Raw genomic sequence first — 23,553 nt, forward strand, 5'->3', positions numbered from 1 at the left:
ATGCAGTGAAACGAGGGGCCCATGACCACCTTCCTGACACCACAACAGCGCGCCGACCGCACCTCCGCCGCCGTCGAGGCAGCCGTCGCGGCCGGGCGCGGGCTCGGCCTGACTGTCACCGAGCCCGCCGTGCTCCACGACGTCTTCTCGGTCGTCGTCCACCTGGCCCCGTCCCCGGTCGTGGCCCGGATTCCCACCGTCCTGCCCCGCCCGGACGACCTGGCCGCCCTCGCTCGCCGCCAGCAGGACGAGCTGGATGTGACGGCGTGGCTGGCCGAGCAGAAGATCCCCGTGATCGCGCCCAGCCCGCTCGTGCCGCGCGAACCGGTGCAGCGCGACGGGTTCTCGATGACGTTCTGGCCGTTCGTCGAGGAGGCCCGGGACAAGGAACCCGACTACGTCGCGAACGCCGAGAGCGCCGCCGACCTCCATGCGGCACTGCGCGCCTACCCGGGCCACCGCCTGGAGTTTCTCTCCGCGGCCGACCCGCAGTTCATCTCCGATGGCCTCGCCCTGCTCGACCGGCATCCTGACCTGATCGCAGCGCCCGAGCTCGACCGGGCGCGTCGCGAATGGCAGTTCTTCGAACCCCTCGTACGCTCACGCAGCGCCTTCGAGGCTCGGTTCCCCGGCATCGAACTCCAACCCATCCACGGCGACTCCCCGCCCGCGAACATCTTCAACGGGGTGGACGGCGACCTCTACGCCGACTTCGAACTGGTCACTCTGGGGCCCGTCGAGTGGGACCTGGCCGCTCTCGGACCCGAGCACGAAGCCGCGTACAACCGCGGCGCACGACGCAACGGCACGCGGCCGCTCGACGAGGAGGTCCTCGCCTTCGTCAATGCTCTGGGCATGCTGCGGATCATCGCCACCCTCACCCTGGTCCCGCAGCTTCCCGAACTGCTGGAGTACCTCAAGCCCGCGGTGGACCACTGGCAGACGACGCCCTTCGCCGCAGGCATGAGCGACTGACCCGGGCCGGCCGGCCGGCTGCCGAGCCGGAGCCCGAGCTCGGGCGCGGACCGGCTCGGGCCGGATGCAACGGGCGGACTTGGCCGCCGGGTACCGACGACACTGCCTGGAGATGGATCCGGTCGCGCTGCGCCCTGAGCAGACCCGCCAGACAGGTACCATGCAGCGCCCCACCTCCGCGGCGCGGTCATCTGGCTCTGCGGCCTCCGCCCACGGGCACCAGGAACCGGCTCCGAACGTTAAAGAGCGAGCTTGAACCCATCGTGACTGCAAGCGAAGCCCAGCCCGCCGTAGAAGCGGTGCGCATCCTCGCGCCGCTTGTTGCTGGTCAGCTGGACCAGCGCGCAGCCACGCGTGCGGGCCCGCTCGATCGTGCGCTCCATCAAGATCCGTCCGAGCCCGCCGCCTCGACGGTCCGCGCGGACCCGCACCGCCTCGATCAGGGCCCGCTCGGCCCCGCCCTTGCCCAGCCCCGGGATGTACGTCACCTGCAGACAGCCCACCACCACCCCGCCGCCAGCACCCTGCTCGTCGACGCCTTCGACCAGGACCAGCACTTCGTTACGCGGGTCCGCCTCGATCGCCGCGAAGGCCTGTTCGTATGTCTCATCCACCACGAGCGTCGCCGGGTCGACCACCCTCTCCTCGTCGGCGAGCAGAGCGAGTACCGAGGGCAGGTCGGCGCGTGTCGCGGGGCGCAGCGCTAGCGCGGGCACGTGGACGGATTCAGGGACAGCCGGCATGGCACCGACCATAACCGGCCCCTCGTCGGCACCTTCCACCCTGCCCCTGATCGCGACGCCCGCCCAGGACGCGGCGCGGGGCCGGTAACGCTGTGGGCGGCCGCGCGGCGCGCGGGACCGCCCCACCACCCCCTTTCGTAACGATTCATCCGCTATGGCCATATATTGCTGATCATGTGTGCTGACATCAGCCCGTTCCGGATCCAGATTCCGCAGGCCGATCTCGATGACCTGCATGACCGACTGGCCCGCACTCGATCGCCGCATCCGGTACCCGGCGCCGATTCGGAGTGGGATCACGGCATTCCGTCGGCCTACCTTCACGAGCTGGCCCGCTATTGGGCGGACGGATTCGACTGGCGGGCCCACGAGTCCAGGCTGAACGCCTTCCCGCAGTTCCTGACCGAGATCGACGGGCAGACCATCCATTTCCTGCACATCCGTTCACCGGAGCCGGACGCCACGCCCCTGCTGCTCAACCACAGCTACCCGACCTCGTTCGTCGAGTTCCTGGAGGCGAGCGGGCCGCTGGCCGATCCACGCGCGCACGGTGGGGACCCCGCCGACGCGTTTCACGTCGTCATCCCCTCGCTGCCCGGCTTCGCCTTCTCCAGCCCGCTCTCCGCGCGCGGCTGGAATCTGGAACGCACCGCCATGGCCTTCGGGGAACTGATGACCCGTCTGGGCTATGAGCGCTTCGGCGTGGAAGGAGGGGATCTCGGGGCCGGGGTGACGGGCCGGGTGGCGATGCTGATGCCCGACCGGGTGATCGGCGCGCACACCCATGGCGACCGGCTCCAGCTCGGCATGGCCGGCGAGGACCTCCCCGTCCCGGACGGCCTGAGCCCAGCGGAACGGGCCGGCCTCGAAGCGGCGCAGCGGAGCTGGTCGCAGATGAAGGGCTACCGGGTGCTGCACTCGACCGCGCCGAACGCCCTCTCGGCGGGGCTGGCGGACTCGCCGATCCTGCAGCTGGCCTGGATCGCCGAGAAGTTCGTGCAGTGGGCCAACCCCACCACACCGATCAGCCGCGACAACGTCCTGATCACCGCCAGCCTCTACTGGTTCACCCGGACCGGGCCCGCGGCGGGCGACTTCTACTGGGAACTGGCCCACTCCGACGACCCGGGATGGGGCGGCCCTTCCGACGTGCCCATGGCCTCCTCCCTGTTCTTCAGCGACCCGCTGGTCCGCAAGGTCCTCGGCCCTGGCGCCGACAGCGACGTCTTCTTCCGGGAGCACGCCGAAGGCGGGCACTTCCCAGCCTTCGAGGTCCCCGACCTGTTCGTCGACGACATCCGCGCCTTCTTCAGATCACTCCGCGACTGACAGCCCAACTTCGCCCCGGAGGTTCCATGTCGACAAGCGGCGCGCCTCGCACTGACATTACGGGTGAGGCCCCGGCGCGGGCGTCGCTCGTTCTGGCGTCCTTGATCATCGTTGCCGCGGTGGCCAACCTGAACCTGTCGGTGGCCAACGTGGCGCTGCCCGCGATCGGGAAGGCCTTCGACTCCTCCCAGACCGCGCTGAACCTGGTCGCCGTGGGGTACTCCCTCGGCCTGGCCGCATCGGTGCTCTATCTGGGTGCGGTCGGCGACCATCACGGGCGCAAGCTGCTCCTCCTCCTCGGCGTCGCTCTGTCCGTCCCCGCCTGCCTGCTCGCCGCGTACGCGCCGAGCGACACCGTCCTCGTAGCGGCCCGGATCCTCGGCGGGCTCTCGGCCGGCATGGCCTATCCGACCACCCTGGCGCTGATCACCGCCCTGTGGTCGGGGCCGGCGCGGACGAAGTCGATCGCGCTGTGGTCGGCCCTGGGCGGCGGCATCTCCATGCTCGGGCCGGTGACCGCGGGCGCGCTGCTCGAACGCTTCTACTGGGGGTCGGTGTTCCTGATCACCCTGCCCCTCGCCGTGGTCGCGCTGGTCATGGCCCTGCTGTTCATCCCCGCGCACGCCAACGAGTCGGCCGAACCGGTGGACAACCTCGGCGGCGTCCTGTCCGTACTCCTGATCGCGGGGCTGGTGCTGGCGATCAATTTCGGCGCCGTCCCGGGTCAGGGAGCACTGGTCGTCGGCCTCGCAGTGATCGCCCTGGCTGCCGGAGCGGCGTTCTTCTGGCGTCAGCGCCGGGCTCCCAACCCGCTGTACGACCTCCACATCGCCGGCCGGCGCACGTTCTGGGTCGCCGCATGCGCGGGAATCATCGTGTACGGCGCCATGATGGGGTCTGCGTTCATCAGCCAGCAGTACCTGCAGAACGTGCTCGAGTACAACCCCGTCGAAGCCGGCGCCGCCATCCTCCCCCTCGTCGTGATGATGGTGCTCGTGGCACCACGGTCCGCGAAGCTGGTCGAGACGCGCGGCGCCCGCACGACCCTGCTGATCGGCTACGCGTTCCTCTTCCTCGCCTTCGCCTGGATGCTGGTGTTCTGGCGCGAGAACAGCGGCTACTGGCAGATCGGATTCGCCTACGTACTCATCGGCATCGGCGCCGGACTCGCCGGGACGCCCGCATCCCACTCACTGACCGGATCGGTGCCCGTGCGACGCGCCGGCATGGCCTCAGGCACCGCCGACCTGCAACGGGACCTCGGCGGGGCCGTCATGCAGTCCATCATGGGCCTGCTCCTCACCGCCGGCTACGCCTCGGCCTTCAGCGCGGCGATCTCTGCTTCCCCCGAGAGCAAGGACGTCTCGGACCAGGTCCAGAGCGAGCTGACGAAGTCCTTCGCCTCCGCCGGACAGGTCGCCGAGCAGCACCCCCAGTACGCCGACCACATCGTCGCGGCAGCACGCCAGTCGTTCCTCCACGGCGACGACTGGGCATACACCGTCGGCCTCGCCGCGATCGCCCTGGGCGCGCTGCTGATCTTCTTCATGTACCCCCACCGGGACGCCGAGCGGGAACTCCTGGCGCGCTACTACACCGAGGACTCCGCTTCCGCCGCCCCCGAGAGGCCGAGCGGACCGGGAGCCTGAGAGCGTCCGGGTGGAGGGAAAGGCTGTCAGGACTGGGGTGGCTGGCATTCGTGGGGGAGTGTGACGGTTCCGGGGCGGTGTTCGAAGGTGTCCATGACCAGCCATTCGTCCAGTTCGGGGTCGTAGAGGTTCTGTACACCGAACTGCAGCACCTGCCAGAAGGTGCCCGGGTTGTTCTCGTCGACGTAGATGTCGCCCAGGGCGAGGGGCAGGCGCGGGTAGTTGCCGGGAGGCAGCTTCGGGAAGACCACGCCCACCCTCCAGTGGTTCACGTGCCGCTGCGGGGTGCGCCGCAGGGTCTCCCGTCCGACGAACCGGGCCTCCTCGAATCCTTGGTTCAGATCCTCCAGGCTGAAGCCGGGGATGCGTGAGCAGGGGTGCTCGTTCAGACCGGGCCACTTGTACGTCAGTGTGTAGAGGGTGTCGTGGTAGATCAGGTTCGTGAACCAGATCGGGTACCCCGGGCCGCCCGCGGTCATCTGGCTGTCGCCGTCCCGCCCGCTCCAGGTGAACGGCACCGTGATGCCGAGGTCCCGGACGATCCACTTGCCCTTGCCGTGGAAGTCGCGGGGCAGGCGGGGCGGGGGTGGATCGCCGTCGTGCCGTGCGGCGGCCGCCGTTGCGAGCCATGACGCGGCTCCGGTCCGTGGCTCGGCGCCGGCCGAAGGTGCAGCCGTCAGGACGAGGCCGACCGCCCCGGCGAGAGCGGCCGACGCGACCGTCCGGCGTGTACGTTTCCAACCCATGATCTTCCTCGGCTGTCGCGTCAGGCGCCGTAACGGCGCAGGGGACAATCGCGGCGAATGATGGGAAACCATCCCCGGAATCAAAAATTTCGAAACCGACGGCCAGTCAGCCCGCAACCAGTCGTGTGAAGGGGTGCGGTGGCAGTCCCTTCTCGCCTTGCATCTTCTGGTGGATCTTCTGCCACACGATGTCCCGGGTCACCGGCAGTTCCGTGAAGCGGATCCCCGTCGCGTCGCGCAGTGCGTTGGTGAAGGCCGGGGCCACCGGGTTGAAGGGGCTTTCGGACATGGACTTGGCGCCGAGTGGGCCGATCGCGTCCGAGGTCTCCATGAAGTGGACTTCGGTGCGCGGGACGTCCGCGTACTGGGGGAGGCGGTAGCGTCGGAAGGCGGCCGTGGTGACCTCGCCGCGTTCGTCCACCCGTACCGTCTCGAAGAGGGTCGCTCCGAGGGCCTGCGCGACGCCGCCTTCGACCTGGCCGCGGCACTGCATCGGGTTCATGACCTTGCCCGCGTCCGCCGCGTGCACACTGCGCAGGATCTTCATTTCGCCCGTTTCGGGGTCGACGGCGATGCGGAACCACTGGGCGTTGAAGGCGACCGAGCGCGGGCTGCCGCCCCAGTGCCCGTCCGCCGCCAGCTCGTCGAGCCTGCCCTTGTCGTGGGCGGCCTCGTACAGCTCCTTGAGGGTGAGGACGCGGCCCGCGCAGTCGAAGGACTCCGCCGAGAGGATGCACAGGTGCCGGGCCACGCCCGTGTGGCGGGCCGCGAGGGTCTTGAGGCGCTCCGCGAGGGAGTTGGCCGCGAGCATGACGGCCTTGCCCGCCACCACGGTGCCGGCGGAGCCGAACGCGCCGGTGTCGTGGCGGACGACGTCCGTGTCGGACTGGCGGATCGCGATGCGGTCGACCGTGGTGTTCAGGGCGCCGGCGGTGATCTGCTTGTGGACGGTGGTCGTGCCGTTGCCGAACTCGGCCGTGCCCACCGCGATGTCGTAGGTGCCGTCGCGCAGCAGGCTGACCCGTGCGTCGGCGAAGTGGCCTCCCGGGGGGCCGGTCGCGATCATCGCGACGGCCGTGCCCGTACCGGTGAGCCAGCCGTCCGGGACGTCCTCGTGACTGCGGTCCTCGGCGATGGCCTTGCGGACGACGTCCATGCACTGCTTCATCCCGTACGAGGCGATGAAGAGGTCCTCTTCGTGGCCGATCGGGGTCACCATGTGGTCGCCGGCGCCGATGACGTTCTTCTCGCGCAGGACGAGCGGGTCCATGCCGAGCCGGATGGCCAGCTCGTCCATCACCGATTCGAGGGCGAAGAGGAACTGGCCGAGGCCGTAGCCGCGGAAGGCGCCCGCCGGCACGCAGTTGGTGTAGACGGAGTACGCCTCGACCTCCTTGTTCGGCGCCTTGTAGACGGCGAAGGACTCGCCGACGCTGTGGAACATGACCGCCGGGCCGTGGTTGCCGTAGGCGCCGGTGTTGGAGAGCACGCGGATGCGCAGCGCGGTGAGGGTGCCGTCGGCCTTGGCGCCGATCTTGATGGTGATCTTGAAGGGGTGGCGGGTGGTGGCACCGTAGAACTGCTCGGCCCGGGTGAATTCGAGTTTCACCGGGCGCCGCAGCTTCAGGGCGGCGAGGACCACGATGTCCTCGGTGAGCATCTCCTGCTTGCCGCCGAACCCGCCGCCCACCCGGCCCGCGACGACGCGCACTTCGTCCTCGCCCAGGTCGTAGAGCGCGCACAGCGCCCGCCGGGTCAGGAACGGCGCCTGGGTGGAGGAGCGGACGGTGATGCGCTCGCCCGGGGAGCCGTCCTCCTTGGGCTCGAAGTACGCGACGCTGCCGTGGGTTTCCAGGCTGGCGTGCTGCACGCGCTGGGTCAGATAAGTCTCCTCGTAGACGACGTCCGCCTCCGCGTACCCCTTCTCCATGTCGCCGAGCGTGTTGTGGACCTCGCCGCACACGTTGTTCTCGGCCCGGAAGATCCCCGACTCGGGGCCCTTGGGGTGGATGACGGGCGCGCCGGGCAGCATCGCCTCCTCCGGGTCGATGACGTACGGGAGTTCCTCGTACGTGACGACCACCCGGCGGCAGCCCTCCTCGGCCGCCTGCTCGCTGTCGGCGACCACGGCCGCGACCCGCTGGCCGACGAAGCGGACCACGTCGTCCAGTACCCGCGTGTCCATCGGGTCCTCGGTGGGGTGCTCGTGCCGGGCCGAGGAGTACAGCCTGTCGGGAGCGTCGTGGTGCGTCAGCACCGCGTGGACCCCGGGGACCTGAAGGGCGTCGGTGGTGTCGATGGAGACGATCCGGGCGTGCGGGTGCGGGGAGCGCAGCAGCTTCATGTGGAGCAGGCCGGGCACCTCCACGTCGAAGGTGTAGCGGGCGGTACCGGTGACCACCTGCGGTCCGGCGGGGGCGCCCAGGGACTTGCCGACGGCCTGTCCCGCCTCGGGACGCTCGGTGTGCTTGACCCCGCGTACGGCGTCCTCGATGGCCCGGTAGCCGGTACAGCGGCAGATGTTGCCCTTGAAGGCGCGCGGGAGGTCGTCGAGCTTGCCGTCGTCGTGTTCGGTGCCCTGTTCGTTCTGGAGGGCGGCGGTGGTCATCAGGAACCCGGCCGTGCAGAAGCCGCACTGGAAGCCCTGAGCATCGAGGAACTGCCGCTGCGCCGGATGGAGTTCGCCGCCGGGCGAGCAGAGCCCCTCGACGGTGGTGACCGAGCTGCCCTCGGCGCGGACGGCCGGGTAGAGGCAGCTGTGCACCGGGCGGCCGTCGACGTGGACGGTGCAGGCGCCGCAGTCGCCCTGGTCGCAGCCCTTCTTCACGCCGAACCAGCCGCGTTCGCGCAGGTACGTGCGCAGGCACTGGCCCGCCCGCGGCGCGGTGTCGAACCGCTTCTTGTTGATCTCGATCTCGTAGCTCATCGGGAAACGTCCTCCAGCGTGAGTTCGGCGCGGATCTCCTCTGCCAGGCGCAAGGCCATGTGCCGCCGCCAGGCGGGCAGCCCGTGGATGTCGTCGAACCACTCGTCGGGCCGGACGGCGTCGTCGATCACCGTCCGCAGTGCGGCGGCCGTGGGCGGCAGCGCGAACCAGAAGTGGAACGGGCGGGTGGTGGCGGCGGTGACCGTGAGAGTGAAGGAGCCGTCCGCCGGGTCGGACGCGCCGATCACGAGGACGCCGGAGCGTCCGAGGCCGTAGAGCGAGGCCTGCCGGAAGGCCGTACGGGAGTCCAGTGCGCGGGCGGGCAGCCGTATCGAGCGGAGCAGCTCACCGTCGCGCAGGTCCTTGACCCCGGCTCCGCGGATGAAGTCGGTGACGGGCAGGCGGCGGGTGGCGCCGTCCTGGCCCTGGAGCAGGACCGTGCCGTCGAGCGCGGCGGTGAGGGAGATCATCGGGCCGGCGGGCAGGCCGTTGCAGAGGTTGCCGCCGACCGTGGCCATGTTCCAGATCTTGAAGCTGGCCAGGAAGGCCCGGCAGCACTGCTCGAAGAGCGGGGCGGCGGTGGTCGGCAGCCGTCGGCCGAACCGCGACAGCTCGGCGATGGTGCAGGTCGCGGCGATGTCGAGGGAGCCTTCGGGCTGCCATGACAGCGGCGGCCAGCCCATCTGGGACAGGTCGACGAGGCGGCGGATGTGCGGCTGCGGCTCGGAGAAGAGGTACGTGCCGCCGCCGAGCCAGGCGTCGCCGGGCCGCCAGGGTTCGCGGCGGCGCGCATCGCGCACGTCGAGCACCGTATTGAGATCCATTTCGCGCCACCAGCCTTTCCCGCCCGACGGCCGGGAACCGCGGGTTTCCGCCAGTGAACCAACGCGGCGAGGCCGAAACGACTGGTCCCGACCACGGAATCAAGCAGCCTTTGAGTAGTCGTCCCTGGACGATCAACCAAGAGGCTATCTGGTCATTGTGCTTGCATTTACGATGGACATCCGCGTAATCGCCTAGCGAATGTGGGATGTCCCCGCCGTAAGGAGTCCCCGTCATGCACGTCCTGGACCTGCTTCATGCCGAGAGTCTCGGCCTCAGCCTCCTCTGGGGCGAGGAGCTGCTTCTCGGCCAGGACATCAGCGGGGTCACGGCCACCGACCTGGAGGACCCGGGCCGCTTCCTGGGCCCCGGCGAGCTGGTCCTGAGCGGGCTGGTGTGGTGGTCGGAGGGCGACCTGGCCAAGGCGGACCGGTTCGTCGCCGCGCTCGCCGGGGCCGGGGCCACCGCGCTGCTGGCCGGCGAGGAGACCCACGGCCGGGTGCCCGACGCTCTCGTCGCCGCCTGCCGGGCCCACCGGGTGCCGATCGTGGCCGTCCCCGCGCGCACCAGCTTCCGCGCCGTGACCGAGGCGGTGTACCTGCGGCACTGGGGCGACCTCAGCCGACGGCCGACCCGGAACCCCGTCTTCGCCCTGCCCGAGAACGTCCGCGGCGAACTCAGCCGTCTCGTCGCGGACGGGGCCGGTCCGGCTGAACTGCTCGACCGGGCCTGCGCCCACCTGGGCCCGGTGCCCTGCTACCTGCTCACGGCCAGCGGCCGCACAGTGGCCCGTACCCCGTCCGCACCCGCGATGTCCGCCCGGCAGGCGGTGGCCGCGCCCGCACGAGCCGGCGTCTGGCTGCGGATCGAGGCCGAGAGCTCCCCGTACGACGCCTGGCGGCTGTTCCTGCCCGACCCGGACGCCGCGCCCCCGCGCGTGCTCCACGAGATCGCCGAGATCCTCGGCCAGTACCGCGACGGGGAGAGCCGCCGGACTGCCGCCGGCTGGGCCGTGGGCCGGGAACTGCTCGCACTGCTGGACGAGGAGGCCCCGGCCGACCCCGGGGCGCTGGAGGAGGCCCTGGCCGCCGCGGGACTGCCGGCCGGCGGCCCGTACCGGTCCTCGCGGCGACCTCCGGAGCCGCCCTGGTCGAGGCCCTGGCGCACCTCGAAGGGGTTCCGTACGCGGTGGGCGGAACGGCGGCGGTCCTGTACGAAGCCCCGGACACGGAAGCGGACTCGGGCGCGGATCCGGCGGACCGGCTCAGCTCGGTGTGGCCGCTGCTCCAGGCATGCGCGGACCCGGAGGCCGACCTGCGCCTGGGCATCGGGGCGCGGGCCGCCGGGGTCGGGCAGCTGCGCGCGTCACTGAACCAGGCCCGCTTCGCCCTGACGGCAGCGGACCATGCGGTTCCGGTGCGTGGCGTGGAGCAGCTGGACACCCTCGAAGAACTCCTCGCCGGGGTGGCGCCCGACGTTCGGACGGTGTTCGCGGCGCGGATCCTGGTGGCGCTCGGGGACGGGATGCTGCGCGAGACCGTGGAGGTCTTCCTCGCCAACAACTGCTCGTGGACGCGAACGGCGGAGGCCCTGCACGTGCATGTGAACACCGTCCACTACCGGATCGACAGGGTGGAGGCCCTGACGGGCCGGGACCTCACCCGCCTCGACCACAAGGCCGACCTGTATGCGGCGCTGCGCTGCGGTTGACCGGCCTCCTGGGTGCGGTGCCCGCGGCAACCGGCCTGTCCCGCTAGGGCACGTCGATGTGGACCTCGGTGGATTTCACCCGGGCGGTGACGCTGACACCGACCTCGATGCCGAGTTCCTCGACCGACTCCCGGGTCACCACGGAGACGACGCGGTGTGGGCCCGACTGGATCTCGACCTGGGCTGCCACGTCGCCGAGCCGTACCGTGGTGACGATCCCGGCGAAGGAGTTCCGTACGGACGTGGCGGCAGCGCCGGTGGACAGGGGGTGCAGTCCGGCGGCGCGCTCCTGGGCGAGCGCGGCGAGGACCGCGCCGTCAACGAATCGGGACCCGTCCGGCGCCCGGTGTGAGAGCAGTTGGCCCGACTCGACCCAGCGGCGGACTGTCTCGTGGCTCACGCGCAGCAGGTCGGCGGCCTGCCCGATGGAATAGGACGGCACGCTCGCAGCCTAGCGGGTGTTCGAACCAATGCCCCGACGACGATGGACCCGAGGAGATGCCGCTCTGATCCCGAGGCCCGCGGCAAGGAGCGAAGTTCGGCCAAGGTGAGCGAGTCGGGCTTGCCGAACCGGCCCGTCAGGCGTACCTCGCCCGGCTCGGGCCCCGACGCGGAGCCGGTGGTGAAGACGGCGGCTGAAGCGGACGGGGAAGCGGAAGCACCCGCGGCGGGCCCATCCTTGGCGTCGGCGGGCTCACCGCAACTGGTCAGGAGCAGCCCGACGGCGGAGGGCGGGGCTCCGTACACCCGCAGGCGAAGGTCGATGTGGTGAGGCGCGGACCGGTCCCTCTCGACCGCCGACCACCTGTTCCGCAAATGCATGTATTGCACTTCTCTGGCACTGCAAATGCCATGTTAATGATGCGTAGCGGGTGGCAGATATGGACGGTTGGGCGTGGACAGGGATGGGGGTCGGCTGCCACGTTGTGGACATGCCGTAGTGCCACGTCGGCAACCACACACCGTCAACAGGCTCACGCCCGAGCCTCACGCGCTGGTGCGCGCGCAACGCACCGACACCTCGATGCGCTCGCCTTCCCGCCAATTCCCCCTGCCCGCCCGGAGCGGGCACAGACAGGAGATGCGTTATGGGAGGACCCCGACCACGACGCCTTCCGTCGCATCCTGCTCACCCTGCTGGAAGCCGGGGGCGAGTGGCCCGCGGACGCGCCGGTCGATCCCGCGGATCCGAAGTGGAACTTCTGGTACCGGGGCATCGACTTCTTCATCAACGTCAGCACGCGCCACCACCGGCTCCGGCGCAGCCGCAACCTGGGGCATCCGTTCACTCTCGTCGTGCAGTCCCGCGCCAGCTTCGACCGGCTGCCCGTCCAGGCGGCCGCCGCGCGCAGGCAGATACGCGGGCGCATCGCCGCGTACGACGGCCTCGGCCTCTCCCCGCATCTGGGCACGCACGGCGACGCCCCTGAGCTTCCCCAGTACTTCCTCGGCGACACCAACGGCTGCCCCTACGCCGCCGTCACCGAGCAGGACGTCACGTCCTCCGTCAACAGTGGCCGAGGCCAGGCATGACCGTACCCATCAGCCGCCGCGGAGCACGGCAGGCGCTCGGCCTCATCCTGGTCGGCTCGACCGGAATCCAGCTGTCCTCGGCGTTCGCGGCGGGGCTGTTCGACTCGCTCGGGCCCTTGTCCGTCAGCTCGCTGCGCATGGCGATGGCCGCGTTGATCCTGTGCGTACTGTTCAGGCCGCGGCTGCGCGGAAGGACCCGTAGCCAGTGGACGTCGATCGTCGTCTACGGGGTGGCCATGGCCGCCATGAACCTCTGCCTCTACTCGGCGATCGACCGGATCCCCCTCGGGGTCGCCGTCACCCTCGAGTTCCTGGGGCCGTGCGCCTTGGCCTTCCTCGCCTCCCGGCGGATTCGGGAGGGCCTGTGCGCGCTCGCGGCCTTCGCGGGTGTCCTGCTGATCTCGGGCCCTGGCGGCTACTTCAACGCGGCCGGTTATGCCTTCGGCCTGGGAGCGGCGGCCTCCGCGCCGTTCGGCATCGGCACGGTCGGCCGCGTGAGCGGGCAGCAGTGGCTGGTGCTGGCCGTGGCCGCCGCCATCGGCGTCGCCGTCCCGTACGCCGTCGACACGATCGCCGCGCGCGTCTCCTCGGCCCGGGTGGTCGGAACGCTCTTCAGCATCGACCCCGTCATCGGCTCCCTGGCCGGCCTGCTGATCCTCGGCGAGCACATCGGGTGGGCGGCCGTCACTGGGATCGTCGTCGTGGCCGGTGCGGGAGCCGCGGTGGTGTGGATCTCGGAACCGGCCGGCGCAGCCGATGATGCCCATGAGGACGCGTCGAAGACGGGGCGCGTACCCGTCTGACGGCCGCTCGCGTCCGGTACGTGTCCGACGGCGAGCGCGGTGCCGGTTACTTCGCCAGGACCGCGCGGGCGAGGAAGTGCTGTTCGGCGTCGTCGTAGACCTTCAGCCGCCAGCCCGTGGCCTCGAGGGCCGGACGCAGATTGGGTTCGGCGAGCAGGTCGTCGGGGCTGAGCGGGCGGCCGTGGCGGGCCGCCCGCTCGGCACGGCCCGACGGGTGGAAGAGGAGGAGGGTGCCGTCGGCCGTGCTGACGCGCGCCCATTCGCGCAACGCGGTGCGCGGGTGGGGCAGGTGGTCGATGAGCCCTGCCGCGAAGATTCCGTGAACCGATGCCGAGGGGAGGGGGAGCCGGGTGCAGTCCGCCAGGAGCAGCTGACCGGAGTCGGTTCGGCCGATGCGGGCGGCCGCGGTGAGCATGGCGTGTGTGACGTCGACCCCGAGGACCGTGCCCTCGCTGCCGACGTGCGCGCGCAGGGCGGGCATGGCCCGGCCCGTGCCGCAGCCCAGGTCCAAGGCGGTCCGGCCGCGCCCCAGTTCCATGCGGGCCACCGCGGCGTCGTAGGCCGGGGTCTGGTAAGCGAAGCGGTCCTCCCACGCGTCGGCCCGTTGTGTGAAGAGGGCCCGGGTGGCGGTGTGTTCGGCGCGTTCCGCCACCAGCGCGGCGAACCGTGCCAGCAAGCCATCCTGCCAACGGGGCGGGGAGGCGTGCGCGCCGGGCGTCTGCGTGTCCACCTCCGCGGCGTCGGGTTCGAGAGGGAACTGCAGGCCCCAGGCGCTGCCGCCGATCCGGAATGCCTGGGTGTGGTGGGAACGGTCGTCGCGGGCCAGGATCACGGCCTTGGTGGGGAACTCCACGGTGCCGCCGGGCCAGTTGCGGACTTCGGGCAGTTCCGGCGTACCGCTGGCGAACAGCGGGTCGGAGACCGATGCCGGGGTGGTCCGCAGGGGCATTCGGCCGGTCTGCGCGTTCTGACGCTGCAGGACGGCGCCGCCGGCGGCGACGGCCAGGAGCTGTGCGCCCCGGCAGATGCCGAGCACGGGAACTTCCGCGGCCAGGGCGCTGCGCAGGAGTCGCAGCTCGGCGATGTCCGAGGGGGTGTCTACCGGGGAGTCGCCGGTGGGCGGGCCGCTGACGATCAGTGCCTCGACTCCGGTGAGCCCGTCGGGCAGTTCGCCCGTCCATGCCCGGTACACCCGCTTGTCCAGCGCTGCGGCCTCCAGGGCCGCGCCGATGGCGGTGAGGTCCTCCTCCGGTACGTGCTGCAGGACGACGACTGCCACCGGCCACTCCTTACATTCGAGCCTGGCGGCACTCACGGGCCGCACATGCGTCCAGGATGCCGCGAACAGTGCCGCATATGCCAGACCAGTGGCATGACGGAGCCCCTGCCTGCCGAACACCGCGATCGGCAAGCAGGGGCTTCCTTCACCACGCCCGCAGTGACAGCGAGAGCCGCAAGCGGCCAGAGGGGCGTGGCGTCCGCAGCCAGTGAACCAACCGTCGCCCCGGTGGGGCGACTGTTCGCCAGCACGGAATCCGGCCAGGTTGGCCTGACTGGGTACAGTGAATCATCCAAGAGGCAAATCCGCCAGTATGGCCAGCATCTGCAAGGTGGCAGTGCTCGGTCGCCTCGTAGGTGCCGCTCTCCTTGATGCCGCTCTGGTTGATCAGAGCGTGACGAGAGTGATCTCGGTGGCCTTCGCGCTGCACCACACGGGCGTGCCGTAGGTGACGGCGAGGTCGGCGGCCGCCTGCGGGATGATCTCCGCGACGACATCGGCCGCTTCTTCGGAGGTGACCAGTACGCGCAGCCGGCTGCTGACGGCGGTGATTTCCCGGATGGTCCCGGGCCAGACGTTGCGGGGGCTGCCGGCCGGCCGGTCGCGGTGCAGGGACACCGCTTCGGGCGCGACGATGGCCAGGGCCTCGGCGCCCTTCTCGACCGGTTCGGCGATGACGAGGGAGGAGGGCCACACCGCCGACCGTCGAGGGTGTCGGCGGTGGCGAGGGCGTCGGCGGGCGCGCCCTGCTTGACCTGGGCCGCGAGCTCCTGCGAGCCGGCGAAGGAGAAGGTGACCTTCGTGCCCGGATGGGCCTTCTCGTACGCGGCCCCGGCGGTCTTGAAGACGTCGGTGAGGGAGGCTGCGGCCAGGACCGTGAGGTTGGCCGCTGCCGGAGCAGGCGGCGAGCGCGGGGATCAGCAGGGCGCCGCCGATCAGGCCTGCTGCGGCACGGCGCATCGCGGCACGGCGCGTTGTGGTGCTTCTCGACATGGGTGTTGGTTCTCCTGGAGCTGGGAGGGTCCGGCCTTCGAATGTCCGGGCCGGATGGTGCGAAATGCGATGGGCGGCGGCTCAGACGACGTCGACGTGGACGCTGGTCGATTTCACGCGGGCGGTGGCGCGCATTCCGACCTCCAGGCCCATCTCCTCGACCTATTCCCTGGTCAGCAGGGACACGAGACGGTGCGGGCCGGCCTGGATCTCCACCTGGGCCGAAACATCGCCGAGTTTGACGGCCGTGAGGATGCCGGGGAAGGAGTTGCGGACCGAGGTGTGGACGGACTCCTCGTCGTTCTGGGTCTTCTGCGCGAGATTGACGGCGAACGCCGCCAGGTCGCGGCCGTCGATGAGACGGCGTCCCGAGGCGTCACTGCCCTCGCGGTACGTCGGGACCTTGCCCGCGTCGGCCCAGCGGCGCGGCCCCACTTCGGCAAGGCAGCACGGCCGGAATTGTCATGGCATACGGATCGGAGGGGAATGCCATGCGGCACGGCACTCTCGCCTTGCGGATGAGATGGGGTGCGCACGGTTCGGGGATTCTGGGGCTAGCGTGATCACTGAGGCGACCCAAAGGTCGCAATTCCCCCACCGAACCGAGTGAGGCGTTACTTTCATGAGCCTGAGCATCCGCAACCAGATCGCCGGAACCGTCACCGCCGTCACCGCGGGCGAGGCCATGGCGACCGTCAAGGTCCGCCTGCGGGGCGGCCAGGACGTCACCGCCGCGATCACCGTGGACGCCGTCAAGGACCTGGGCATCGCCGAGGGCTCCGCAGTCAAGGCGCTCGTCAAGTCCACCGAGGTCGCCCTGGCCACCGGCCCGGTCGAAGGCCTGTCCATCCGCAACCAGCTCGCGGGCACCGTCACCGAGGTCGCCTCGGGCGGCGCCATGTCCTCGGTGAAGGTCGACGTCGAGGGCGGCGCGCTCACCGCCGCGATCACCAAGGACGCCGTCGACGACCTCGGCTTGGCGGTCGGCTCTTCCGTCGTCGCGCTGATCAAGTCGACGGAGATCTCGCTCTCGGTCTGAGGCCGCTCGAGCTTCACGCACGCGTAGGGGCTCCGCACCAGCCGGTGCCGAGCCCCTACGCGTCAAGAGGCCGCCCCATTCTTGTCTTGACCACATCGTGGGGACGGAGCAACTCCCTCCGGGGCAGCGCCTGGTCAAGGGCTGGCCCGTCTCGCACTACGGTCCCGTCCCCAGGTTCCGTCCTGATCGATGGAACCTGCAGGTGTTCGGCGCCACGGCCACGGCGGAGAAGTACACCTGGACCTTCGAGGAAGTCGCCGCCCTGCCCGGCACCGCCATCGTCACGGACATGCACTGCGCCTCCGGCCCCACCTCCACGGACCACGAGTTCTTCGGCGTGCCGGCCTCCGCCCTGCTGGAGCTGGCCCCGCCGGCCCCGCAGGTCACCCATGTGATGGCCTGGGCGGAGTACGGGTACAGCGCCAACCTCCGCCTCGGTGACTTCGCCTCCGAGCGGACCCTCCTGGCCACCCACCACAACGGTGAGCCGCTCACCGTCGAACACGGATTCCCGCTGCGCCTGGTGGTCCCGCACCTCTACGGCTACAAGGGCCCCAAGTGGCTGCGTGCCATCGAGTACACGGGAGCAACGCCACTCCTACCAGGAGGAGTAGGGCTCACAGAGGGCCGGCGTGGTGCGTGAGCGGGCTGATGCACGAAGGCAATGCGCCGCGTAGGCGACGGAAAGACCGCGGCCGAAGGATGGCTCCATGGTTCTGAAGACTGGTACCCCCGCCCGCGCCTCCGAGGACTGCGCGGTCGCCCGCGAGAGGGCCTGGGGCGAGGCCCGCGAATTGGCTCACCGAGCACCCCTGCCGCTGGCGGCCCGCACGGTGCCGTTGGCCGCAGCGGGCGGGCTGACCCTGGCGGAGGACCTGTGCACGCACCACCCGCTTCCGGCGTTCGACACGGCGGCCATGGACGGATACGCGGTGGCCGGCCCCGGCCCGTGGCGCATCACGGGGGTGGTCCGAGCGGGCACAGCCCGGGAGGGGCGCCTCGCGCCCGGGGAAGGGGTGGAGATCTCCACGGGCGCCCTGGTCCCCGCAGGTGCCCGCGCGGTGCTGCCGCTGGAGCTCGCGGCAGTGGGGGACGGCTGGGTATCGGGAGCGGCACCGTCACCGGGCAAGCACATCCGGCGCACCGGCGAGGACTCACGGACGGGGACGTGCCTAGCCCCCGCCGGTACCCGGGTCGGCCCGGCACTGCTCGGGCTCGCGGCGTCCTGCGGCAACGACGCCGTGCGGGTACGGCCCCGGCCACGGGTCGGGATCCTGGTGACCGGCGACGAGCTGGACCGTTCCGGCCTGCCCGGGCCCGGGCGGGTGCGGGACGCGCTCGGGCCGCTGCTGCCGTCGCTGATCGCCACCCTCGGGGGCGAGGCCACCGGCGTGCGGCACGTCGCGGACCGGCCGGCGGGGCAGCTGGCTCAAGTGGTGTGCGAGCAGCGGGACTCGGACGTCCTCGTGGTCACCGGATCGACCTCTGTCGGGGCCACGGACCAGTTGCGCGAGCTTCTGCGCGACGCCGGTGCCCGCATGGTGGTCGACACCGTGGCCTGCCGGCCGGGGCACCCGCAGCTGCTCGCCGGACTCGCCGACGGGCGCTGGGTGGTGGGGCTGCCGGGCAACCCGTACGCGGCACTCGTAGCCGCCCACACCCTGCTGTCACCGCTGTTGGCCGGACTGTCCGGGTGCGGCCTGCCCTCCTTGCCGCGAGTGCCGGTGAGCGGAGATGCGCGCCCCGTTCCCGGCCTCACACGGCTGGTGCCCGTCGCCTGGGCGGGTTCCGGCGCGCGGATCATCGGCGGTCACCGCTCGGCCTTCCTCCACGGGGCGGCGGTGGGTGACGCCCTCGCCGTGATCGCCGACGACTGGGCGGACGGCGGTTCGGCGCCGTTGGTCCTCCTGACCTGATGAGCATGCCCGGCGATCGCGTTTCGGACGTTGAGACGCCCGAGATCCCTCTGTGTCCCCGAGGCCGTTCCGGCCTGGACTAGGTTGGGATGATCACGTCAGTACATGTGGCACTTCAGGAGGTTTCCCCGCATGGCAGGCCCGGCTCATCACCAGTTGTTCTCCTACGGCACGCTGCAGTTCCGGGAGGTCCAACTCGCCCAGTTCGGCAGGCACCTTCAGGGGACACCCGACGCGCTGCCCGGATACCGGGTCACCTACATCGAGATCACCGACCCCGACGTGATCGCAGCGAGCGGAACCGACCGCCACCCCCTGATCGTTGCTTCCTCCGACGCGTCCGACTCCGTCGAAGGCACGGTCTTCTCGATCACCGACGACGAACTCGCCTCTGCGGACGAGTACGAGGTCGACGACTACGCGCGCACCGAAGTGACCCTGCGTTCCGGTACGAAGGCATGGGTGTACCTCGGCGCGCCCGCGCAGCAGAGCCCCGACGGCCGGTCCACCGCGTCCGCCTGATCCAGCGGCGCGGTGCGTCAGGCCAGATCGAGCCACCTCGGCATGCAGCTGCCGGCCGGTGATCTCCGGGTCTTCACGGAATGCGGTGCGGCCCGCGGCGAACACCGTGGCCAGGTCCTCGCGGAGCCGGTGCTTGTCCGGGTCGTCTCCGAAGACGAAGGTCCGGCCGAAGTCCGCCTCGTACTCCTCGAAGATGGGGCCGAAGTCGGCGAAGGCGATGTCGTCCTCGCCGATGATCCGGTCCGGCGGGTTCTCCCGGTACGGGAACAGCGTGTGCGGGCCCGAGCGGACGATCCGCTTGTGCCAGTGCTTCGTCGTTCCGAACGTCTCGTTCGCGAGGTCCCGGATCCGGTCGCTGACCTTCCCCTCGCCAGAGCCGGGTGACACCAGGCCCCGGGCTTCGACCTCGGCGAAGAGACGGGCCGCTTTGCGCTGCGCCTCGACGAGCCCCAGGACGCGCAGCTGCTCGTCCATGCGGTCGGGTGTTCCCATGGTGCTGTGCCGCTTCCTCTTGTCCGTCATGGAGTCGCGCGCACGATGACGAGGGAGCCTTCGAACGTCGGCTGTGTGCGCAGGTGGCCGAAGCGCTCGTCCCAGGCCCCGGACTCCAGGTCGCGGCGCAGGCTCACGTCGAAGCGCTCCCGCACGCCGTCGTCGACGAAGCTCCACGCTGAGCAGGCCTGGCGGGCCGCGGGGTCGAGCAGCATCTCGGGGCGGCCGTAGTACGCCTCGTTGAACCCGTCCGTGCAGTCCAGGGGGATGGGTACGGTCTGGATCGTGCCGCTGCCGCTCAGAGCCGCGGCCATGTCCTCGATGGGCGGGTACCGGCGCCCCTCGGTGTCGAGCACCTCGGGGGCGTACTCGTACAGCCAGAAGTCGCGTACGAGCTTCGGATCGCAGGTCAGGACCACGACCGGGCCGCGGGTGACCCGCCGCATCTCGCGCAGGCCGGCGGCGACGTTGCTCCACTGGTGGACGCTGAACAGGGTCATCGAGCCGTCGAACTCCCCGTCGGTGAAGGGCAGGTCTTCGGCGACGGCGTCGACCGCGCGGGCGAGGCTGCTGGGGCGCTGGGCGCGCATCGACTCGGAGGGCTCGACGGGAGTCACCGTGCGGGCCGCGCTCTCGTAGGACCCGGCGCCGGCGCCGACGTTGAGCACGGTCTGGGCACCGTCCAGGGCCTCGGCGATGAACCGGGCGATACGGGTGTCGGGCCTCCGGTAGGAGGAGTATCCGGAGCCCACGGTGCCGTAGTCGACGTCTCCGGCGCTGCCGTCCTGGGTTCGCGCGTTCATGGATCCTTACCTCGCCTTGTGAGCAGGAACAGGGGGAACAGGGGGGAGTGGAGCTGGAGCTCTGGCGATCGCCGGTGGTTCCGGCATGCGCGGGAGCGGGGGAGGTGCGGGGCGTCGCCGCTACGGCCAGAGCTGGAGGCGTTCCCAGCCGCTGCCGGTGCGTTCGTAGCGCAGCCGGGTGTGGACGCGGCTCTTCGCGGCCTGCCAGAACTCGACCTCGGCGGGGGCGAGGGTGTAGGTCGTCCAGGCCGAGTCGACGAGGGAGGGCTCCGCCTCGATCAGGGCCAGGGACTTCTCCAGGGTGTGGTCGCGCTCGGCGGGGTCCGTCAGGTACTGGCTCTGCCGGGCCGGCAGGGACGCGGCGCGGGCCGTGCGCGACCGGCCGAGGAAGTCGGCGGCGTTGTCCTCGGCCGTACCGGGCGTCACGGCGCCGCGGATCCTGACCTGGCGGCCGTGCTGCGGCCAGTAGAAGGTGAGGGCCGCGCGCGGGTGGCAGGCGAGCTGGCCGCCCTTGGGGCTGAAGGCGTGCGCGGAGAACTGCCAGCCCGAGGCGTCCACGTCCTTCAGGATCAGGACGCGGGCGTCCGGATCGCCGGCGGAGTCGACCGTGGACAGGGTCATGGCGTGCGGATCGCGCACACCGTCGGCCACGGCTTCGAGCAGCCAGGACAGGAAGAGCCGTACGGGGTCGGCCGGCGCCGTCGCCGGGTCGAACTCCGGCAGCGGGCCGGCGAACACCTCGAGGCCGCGCAGCCACTGCCGCGTGCCGTCCACACGCTCCGATCCCACTGTCATCCTCCGCTCCTCGGCCCTTTCGGACGCCGCATCCGAGTGCACCGCTCCGACAGCGTGCACCGTGCTGTGTTGCATCCTGCATCCGCGAGGCTTGTTTCGTAAATCAACTGGCAAATGCTTGTTACATCGCCCAAGAAGGCCACAGGTGCGGTTCGGCCGATGTGTGCTCGCGGACGTATGGCCGGTTGATCAGAACCGGGCGGGCGGAGGCCTTCCGCGCCACCCTGCACGACCCCCGTACCGGTGAGTCTGGCGCATCACACGAGCGCGGCAGGCCGGGGCGCGGGCGTTTCCGTACGCGGCTCCAATCGTCCTGCCCGGTCGGCCACTGCTTCACTGAGTTCGCCCGGGGCCCGGGTCCGACACCTCGTGGCCTCGGGCTTGCAGCGCTGACTTGCAGGTTCCCGAAAGGTGTTGGCATCCGTGCCCTCTGAAAGACCATCCCCGCTTTCGGCCCTCAGGTCGTGCTCCATCGCCGGAAGTGGCAGCGAGAGGAGCGGCACGTTGTCGGTACCCGACCGGATGGACGAGCGTCTTCGGGCCTTGAGGCTGGTGGAGGGGCAGCGGATGGCCCAGGCCGTGCTCGCCGAGGTGATCGAGGGCGGCCTGATCGTGCCCGGTCACACGGAGGGCGAGGTGGACGACCGGATCTGGGAGGTGGCGGGGGAGGTTTTCGGCGCGGCCGTGGCCTGGCCCGACCGTCTGGTCCGCTCGGGTCCGAACACCGTGCTTCCGTACGGTCAGGGCACACCGGACCGCGTGATCAGGGTGGACGACATCGTCGTGATCGATCTCGGCCCGCTCTTCGCCGGGCACGAAACGGACTTCGCCCGCACGGTCGTCGTCGGCGACGATCCGGGCCGGCGGCGGCTCGTCCAAGACCTGGCCACGGTGGGTGCGGCAGCCCGCGAGATGTTTCTCGAGCAGGACGGCATCACCGGCAGACAACTGCACGCCGAGGTGCGGGCCCTGGCCGGCAAGGCGGGCTGGAGCCTGGGCACGTGGCAGGTGGGCCGTTTGTGCGGGCAGGCCCCGGCCGCGGGCGGATCCGACCCCGAGCCCAGCGCCTTCATCGGCCCGGACAACGACGAGCCGCTCCGCCGCACCACCGCAGGAGGGTGGCTGGCCCACTGGATCCTGGAGATACGTCTGGTCGACGACTACAGCGGGTTCGGAGGCGCGTTCAAACAGCTCCTCGACCTGGTGTGACTCCGAGCGGCTTTGCCCGACGACCGTTCGCCTGTTGGATGCCCTCGCGGATCAGGTTGCGGATCGCCGACGTGCCCACCAGCACCTCGTAAGCGGCGACCCGGCCTCCGCCGATCCGGGGGATGAGCGTCTGGTTCAGGATGCCGACCAGGGTGTGCGCCAACTGCAGCCGGATCTGCGGCTGTTGCTCGGCCGGGAACACGTTGACGATGCGGTCCAGCGTCTGCGACGTGTCGTTGGTGTGCAGGGTGGCGAAGACCAGGTGCCCGGTCTCGGCGATGGTCAGGGCCGCGGAGATGCTTTCCGGATCGCGCATCTCGCCGAGGATCAGGACGTCGGGATCCTCGCGCAGGGCCGAGCGCAGCGCGCCGGGGAACGAGTCGGTGTCGGTGCCGAGCTCGCGCTGGTTGACCGCCGAGCGCTTGTGCCGGTGCAGGTACTCGATCGGGTCCTCGATCGTGAGGATGCGCACCGACCGGTGCGTGTTGACGTGGTCGAGGAGCGCCGCCAGGCTCGTCGACTTCCCCGACCCGGTCGGCCCGGTGACCAGTACGAACCCGCACGGCATGCCCGCCCAGCCGACGACGACCGAGGGGAGCCCGAGCTGCGCGGGCGACGGCACGTGGAACGGGATGATCCGCAAGGCCAGCGCGGACGTGCCGCGCTGCACGAAGGCGTTCCCGCGCAACCTGGCCTTCTCCCCCCAGCTGAACGCGAAATCGACCTGCTTCTCCCGGCGGAACCGTTCCGTGAGTTCCTTGCCCAGCACCCCGGTCACCAGGCGATCGACCTCCGGCTCGGTCAGCGCGGCCCCCTCGACCGGTCGCAGGGCGCCGTCGACGCGGAGGAACGGCGCCGATCCGGTGGTGAGGAGCCGGCTACGGCCGGGTCGTCGTACCGCCATCGCGGCGGTCAGTGTGATCGCGGTGATCACGCTGACCGCGTGCGCCGGCAATGAACCCCCGGAGCACACGTTCGACGTCGCTCCGTACAGGCACAAGGGGCACGTGGTCGACTGCGAAGCGTTCAAGGCCCAGGCCGACGCGCAAGCGGTGCTGCGAGCGGACGGACTCGACCCGAACGGACTCGACCGGGACGGCGACGGCATCGCCTGCCCGAACCTGCCCGGGCCGACGGACAAAAAGCGGGTCCACCGCGACTTCATGACCGACGTGGACGGCGCGCCGATCATCGAGCCGATCAAGCCGTCGCCGACGTAGCAACAACGGAAGCAGCCCTGCTCGGCACGGAGCCTGTCCGCCGAGCCGT

23 protein-coding genes and 4 pseudogenes are annotated in these 23,553 nt (G+C 70.7%); 13 read left to right on the top strand and 14 right to left on the bottom strand.

Annotated elements, in window-relative coordinates; genetic code table 11:
* Nucleotides 1-21: 21 nt before the first annotated feature.
* A complete protein-coding gene (locus ACFWP3_RS02520; RefSeq protein WP_384215571.1) occupies nt 22-975 on the top strand; it encodes an aminoglycoside phosphotransferase family protein in 954 nt (317 codons plus the stop codon).
* Between the two features lie 239 nt (nt 976-1,214).
* On the opposite strand, the gene ACFWP3_RS02525 is transcribed toward ACFWP3_RS02520, so the two are convergent.
* Complete coding sequence (locus ACFWP3_RS02525) at nt 1,215-1,718, bottom strand: GNAT family N-acetyltransferase (protein WP_384215572.1); 504 nt, start codon at nt 1,716-1,718, stop codon at nt 1,215-1,217.
* A gap of 168 nt (nt 1,719-1,886) precedes the next feature.
* Here ACFWP3_RS02525 and ACFWP3_RS02530 point away from each other — a divergent pair, with 168 nt between their 5' ends.
* Together ACFWP3_RS02530 and ACFWP3_RS02535 are read left to right on the top strand one after the other, a co-directional pair.
* Entirely contained in the window at nt 1,887-3,047 is a 1,161-nt protein-coding gene (locus ACFWP3_RS02530; protein ID WP_384215688.1) for an epoxide hydrolase family protein, read from the top strand.
* A 26-nt stretch (nt 3,048-3,073) separates the two neighbouring features.
* On the top strand, nt 3,074-4,696 hold the full coding sequence (locus ACFWP3_RS02535) for an MFS transporter (protein ID WP_384215573.1): 1,623 nt from the start codon (nt 3,074-3,076) through the stop codon (nt 4,694-4,696).
* 26 nt (nt 4,697-4,722) lie between these two features.
* Here ACFWP3_RS02535 and ACFWP3_RS02540 read toward each other — a convergent pair whose 3' ends face one another.
* The 3 genes from ACFWP3_RS02540 to ACFWP3_RS02550 form a co-directional block, all read right to left on the bottom strand.
* Nucleotides 4,723-5,442, bottom strand: a complete 720-nt coding sequence (locus tag ACFWP3_RS02540) for a hypothetical protein (RefSeq protein ID WP_384215574.1) — start codon at nt 5,440-5,442, stop codon at nt 4,723-4,725.
* 106 nt (nt 5,443-5,548) lie between these two features.
* Nucleotides 5,549-8,368: a molybdopterin-dependent oxidoreductase gene (locus ACFWP3_RS02545; RefSeq protein ID WP_384215575.1), complete on the bottom strand. Its 2,820-nt coding sequence runs from the start codon at nt 8,366-8,368 to the stop codon at nt 5,549-5,551.
* Nucleotides 8,365-9,192, bottom strand: coding sequence for an FAD binding domain-containing protein (locus ACFWP3_RS02550; RefSeq protein ID WP_384215576.1), 828 nt, complete (start codon nt 9,190-9,192; stop codon nt 8,365-8,367). The genes ACFWP3_RS02545 and ACFWP3_RS02550 overlap by 4 nt, the downstream gene beginning before the upstream one ends.
* 233 nt (nt 9,193-9,425) lie before the next feature.
* On the opposite strand from ACFWP3_RS02550, the gene ACFWP3_RS02555 reads away from it, so the two are divergent.
* The gene (locus tag ACFWP3_RS02555; protein ID WP_384215577.1) at nt 9,426-10,562 is read left to right on the top strand and encodes a PucR family transcriptional regulator ligand-binding domain-containing protein; all 1,137 of its coding nucleotides are present in this window, start codon (nt 9,426-9,428) and stop codon (nt 10,560-10,562) included.
* Between the two features lie 53 nt (nt 10,563-10,615).
* Complete coding sequence (locus tag ACFWP3_RS02560; protein WP_384215578.1) at nt 10,616-10,900, top strand: PucR family transcriptional regulator; 285 nt, start codon at nt 10,616-10,618, stop codon at nt 10,898-10,900.
* Between the two features lie 43 nt (nt 10,901-10,943).
* On the opposite strand, the gene ACFWP3_RS02565 is transcribed toward ACFWP3_RS02560, so the two are convergent.
* On the bottom strand, nt 10,944-11,342 hold the full coding sequence (locus ACFWP3_RS02565; protein WP_384215579.1) for a molybdopterin-binding protein: 399 nt from the start codon (nt 11,340-11,342) through the stop codon (nt 10,944-10,946).
* Nucleotides 11,343-11,761: 419 nt separating this feature from the next.
* Between ACFWP3_RS02565 and ACFWP3_RS02570 the strand changes: the two genes are divergently transcribed.
* Together ACFWP3_RS02570 and ACFWP3_RS02575 are read left to right on the top strand one after the other, a co-directional pair.
* Nucleotides 11,762-12,433, top strand: coding sequence for a YqcI/YcgG family protein (locus ACFWP3_RS02570; RefSeq protein WP_384215689.1), 672 nt, complete (start codon nt 11,762-11,764; stop codon nt 12,431-12,433).
* Complete coding sequence (locus tag ACFWP3_RS02575) at nt 12,430-13,236, top strand: DMT family transporter (protein ID WP_384215580.1); 807 nt, start codon at nt 12,430-12,432, stop codon at nt 13,234-13,236. The genes ACFWP3_RS02570 and ACFWP3_RS02575 overlap by 4 nt, the downstream gene beginning before the upstream one ends.
* A 46-nt stretch (nt 13,237-13,282) precedes the next feature.
* Here ACFWP3_RS02575 and ACFWP3_RS02580 read toward each other — a convergent pair whose 3' ends face one another.
* From ACFWP3_RS02580 to ACFWP3_RS02600, 5 genes and pseudogenes are all read right to left on the bottom strand, one after another.
* The gene (locus ACFWP3_RS02580) at nt 13,283-13,888 is read right to left on the bottom strand and encodes a class I SAM-dependent methyltransferase (RefSeq protein ID WP_384215690.1); all 606 of its coding nucleotides are present in this window, start codon (nt 13,886-13,888) and stop codon (nt 13,283-13,285) included.
* Nucleotides 13,889-14,002: 114 nt separating this feature from the next.
* Nucleotides 14,003-14,635: pseudogene (locus ACFWP3_RS02585) on the bottom strand (gamma-glutamyl-gamma-aminobutyrate hydrolase family protein); the annotation flags it as partial.
* A gap of 267 nt (nt 14,636-14,902) precedes the next feature.
* Nucleotides 14,903-15,211, bottom strand: coding sequence for a TOBE domain-containing protein (locus tag ACFWP3_RS02590; RefSeq protein WP_384215581.1), 309 nt, complete (start codon nt 15,209-15,211; stop codon nt 14,903-14,905).
* Nucleotides 15,178-15,508, bottom strand: a pseudogene (locus tag ACFWP3_RS02595) (extracellular solute-binding protein); the annotation flags it as partial. The gene ACFWP3_RS02590 and the pseudogene ACFWP3_RS02595, both read right to left, overlap by 34 nt.
* A gap of 81 nt (nt 15,509-15,589) precedes the next feature.
* Nucleotides 15,590-15,943 (bottom strand): annotated as a pseudogene (locus ACFWP3_RS02600) (molybdopterin-binding protein).
* A 187-nt stretch (nt 15,944-16,130) separates the two neighbouring features.
* Between ACFWP3_RS02600 and ACFWP3_RS02605 the strand changes: the two are divergent.
* The 4 genes from ACFWP3_RS02605 (at nt 16,131) to ACFWP3_RS02620 (ending at nt 18,985) form a co-directional block, all read left to right on the top strand.
* Nucleotides 16,131-16,547 (top strand): molybdopterin-binding protein, encoded by a 417-nt coding sequence (locus ACFWP3_RS02605; RefSeq protein WP_384215582.1) that lies wholly within the window; start codon nt 16,131-16,133, stop codon nt 16,545-16,547.
* 97 nt (nt 16,548-16,644) lie between these two features.
* On the top strand, nt 16,645-17,190 hold the full coding sequence (locus ACFWP3_RS02610) for a molybdopterin-dependent oxidoreductase (protein WP_384215583.1): 546 nt from the start codon (nt 16,645-16,647) through the stop codon (nt 17,188-17,190).
* A 67-nt stretch (nt 17,191-17,257) separates the two neighbouring features.
* On the top strand, nt 17,258-18,463 hold the full coding sequence (locus tag ACFWP3_RS02615; RefSeq protein ID WP_384215584.1) for a molybdopterin molybdotransferase MoeA: 1,206 nt from the start codon (nt 17,258-17,260) through the stop codon (nt 18,461-18,463).
* A 132-nt stretch (nt 18,464-18,595) separates the two neighbouring features.
* Nucleotides 18,596-18,985: a gamma-glutamylcyclotransferase family protein gene (locus ACFWP3_RS02620; RefSeq protein ID WP_384215585.1), complete on the top strand. Its 390-nt coding sequence runs from the start codon at nt 18,596-18,598 to the stop codon at nt 18,983-18,985.
* Here the strand turns inward: ACFWP3_RS02620 and ACFWP3_RS02625 are convergent.
* The 3 genes and pseudogenes from ACFWP3_RS02625 to ACFWP3_RS02635 form a co-directional block, all read right to left on the bottom strand.
* A pseudogene (locus ACFWP3_RS02625) lies at nt 18,956-19,477 on the bottom strand (M24 family metallopeptidase); the annotation flags it as partial. The gene ACFWP3_RS02620 and the pseudogene ACFWP3_RS02625 overlap by 30 nt on opposite strands.
* A gap of 26 nt (nt 19,478-19,503) precedes the next feature.
* Entirely contained in the window at nt 19,504-20,280 is a 777-nt protein-coding gene (locus tag ACFWP3_RS02630; RefSeq protein ID WP_384215586.1) for a class I SAM-dependent methyltransferase, read from the bottom strand.
* A 120-nt stretch (nt 20,281-20,400) separates the two neighbouring features.
* Nucleotides 20,401-21,075, bottom strand: a complete 675-nt coding sequence (locus ACFWP3_RS02635; protein WP_384215587.1) for a pyridoxal 5'-phosphate synthase — start codon at nt 21,073-21,075, stop codon at nt 20,401-20,403.
* A gap of 504 nt (nt 21,076-21,579) precedes the next feature.
* Between ACFWP3_RS02635 and ACFWP3_RS02640 the strand changes: the two genes are divergently transcribed.
* Complete coding sequence (locus ACFWP3_RS02640; protein WP_384215588.1) at nt 21,580-22,284, top strand: M24 family metallopeptidase; 705 nt, start codon at nt 21,580-21,582, stop codon at nt 22,282-22,284.
* On the opposite strand, the gene ACFWP3_RS02645 is transcribed toward ACFWP3_RS02640, so the two are convergent.
* Nucleotides 22,259-23,218 (bottom strand): type IV pilus twitching motility protein PilT, encoded by a 960-nt coding sequence (locus tag ACFWP3_RS02645; protein WP_384215589.1) that lies wholly within the window; start codon nt 23,216-23,218, stop codon nt 22,259-22,261. The two genes, ACFWP3_RS02640 and ACFWP3_RS02645, sit on opposite strands and share 26 nt — an antisense overlap.
* Between ACFWP3_RS02645 and ACFWP3_RS02650 the strand changes: the two genes are divergently transcribed.
* Nucleotides 23,211-23,504, top strand: coding sequence for an excalibur calcium-binding domain-containing protein (locus tag ACFWP3_RS02650; RefSeq protein WP_384215590.1), 294 nt, complete (start codon nt 23,211-23,213; stop codon nt 23,502-23,504). The two genes, ACFWP3_RS02645 and ACFWP3_RS02650, sit on opposite strands and share 8 nt — an antisense overlap.
* The last annotated feature ends 49 nt before the right edge of the window (nt 23,505-23,553 follow it).

It is taken from the genome of Streptomyces sp. NPDC058525, from assembly GCF_042719495.1.
GTDB lineage: Bacteria > Actinomycetota > Actinomycetes > Streptomycetales > Streptomycetaceae > Streptomyces.

Bases quoted from the DNA above. Each gene is read 5' to 3' on its own strand.
- ACFWP3_RS02635 (WP_384215587.1), bottom strand. From the start codon at position 21,075: ATGACAGTGGGATCGGAGCGTGTGGACGGCACGCGGCAGTGGCTGCGC.
- ACFWP3_RS02550 (WP_384215576.1), bottom strand. From the start codon at position 9,192: ATGGATCTCAATACGGTGCTCGACGTGCGCGATGCGCGCCGCCGCGAA.
- ACFWP3_RS02520 (WP_384215571.1), top strand. From the start codon at position 22: ATGACCACCTTCCTGACACCACAACAGCGCGCCGACCGCACCTCCGCC.
- ACFWP3_RS02525 (WP_384215572.1), bottom strand. From the start codon at position 1,718: ATGCCGGCTGTCCCTGAATCCGTCCACGTGCCCGCGCTAGCGCTGCGC.
- ACFWP3_RS02545 (WP_384215575.1), bottom strand. From the start codon at position 8,368: ATGAGCTACGAGATCGAGATCAACAAGAAGCGGTTCGACACCGCGCCG.
- ACFWP3_RS02535 (WP_384215573.1), top strand. From the start codon at position 3,074: ATGTCGACAAGCGGCGCGCCTCGCACTGACATTACGGGTGAGGCCCCG.
- ACFWP3_RS02575 (WP_384215580.1), top strand. From the start codon at position 12,430: ATGACCGTACCCATCAGCCGCCGCGGAGCACGGCAGGCGCTCGGCCTC.
- ACFWP3_RS02605 (WP_384215582.1), top strand. From the start codon at position 16,131: ATGAGCCTGAGCATCCGCAACCAGATCGCCGGAACCGTCACCGCCGTC.
- ACFWP3_RS02630 (WP_384215586.1), bottom strand. From the start codon at position 20,280: ATGAACGCGCGAACCCAGGACGGCAGCGCCGGAGACGTCGACTACGGC.
- ACFWP3_RS02570 (WP_384215689.1), top strand. From the start codon at position 11,762: ATGCGTAGCGGGTGGCAGATATGGACGGTTGGGCGTGGACAGGGATGG.
- ACFWP3_RS02540 (WP_384215574.1), bottom strand. From the start codon at position 5,442: ATGGGTTGGAAACGTACACGCCGGACGGTCGCGTCGGCCGCTCTCGCC.
- ACFWP3_RS02615 (WP_384215584.1), top strand. From the start codon at position 17,258: ATGGTTCTGAAGACTGGTACCCCCGCCCGCGCCTCCGAGGACTGCGCG.
- ACFWP3_RS02620 (WP_384215585.1), top strand. From the start codon at position 18,596: ATGGCAGGCCCGGCTCATCACCAGTTGTTCTCCTACGGCACGCTGCAG.
- ACFWP3_RS02555 (WP_384215577.1), top strand. From the start codon at position 9,426: ATGCACGTCCTGGACCTGCTTCATGCCGAGAGTCTCGGCCTCAGCCTC.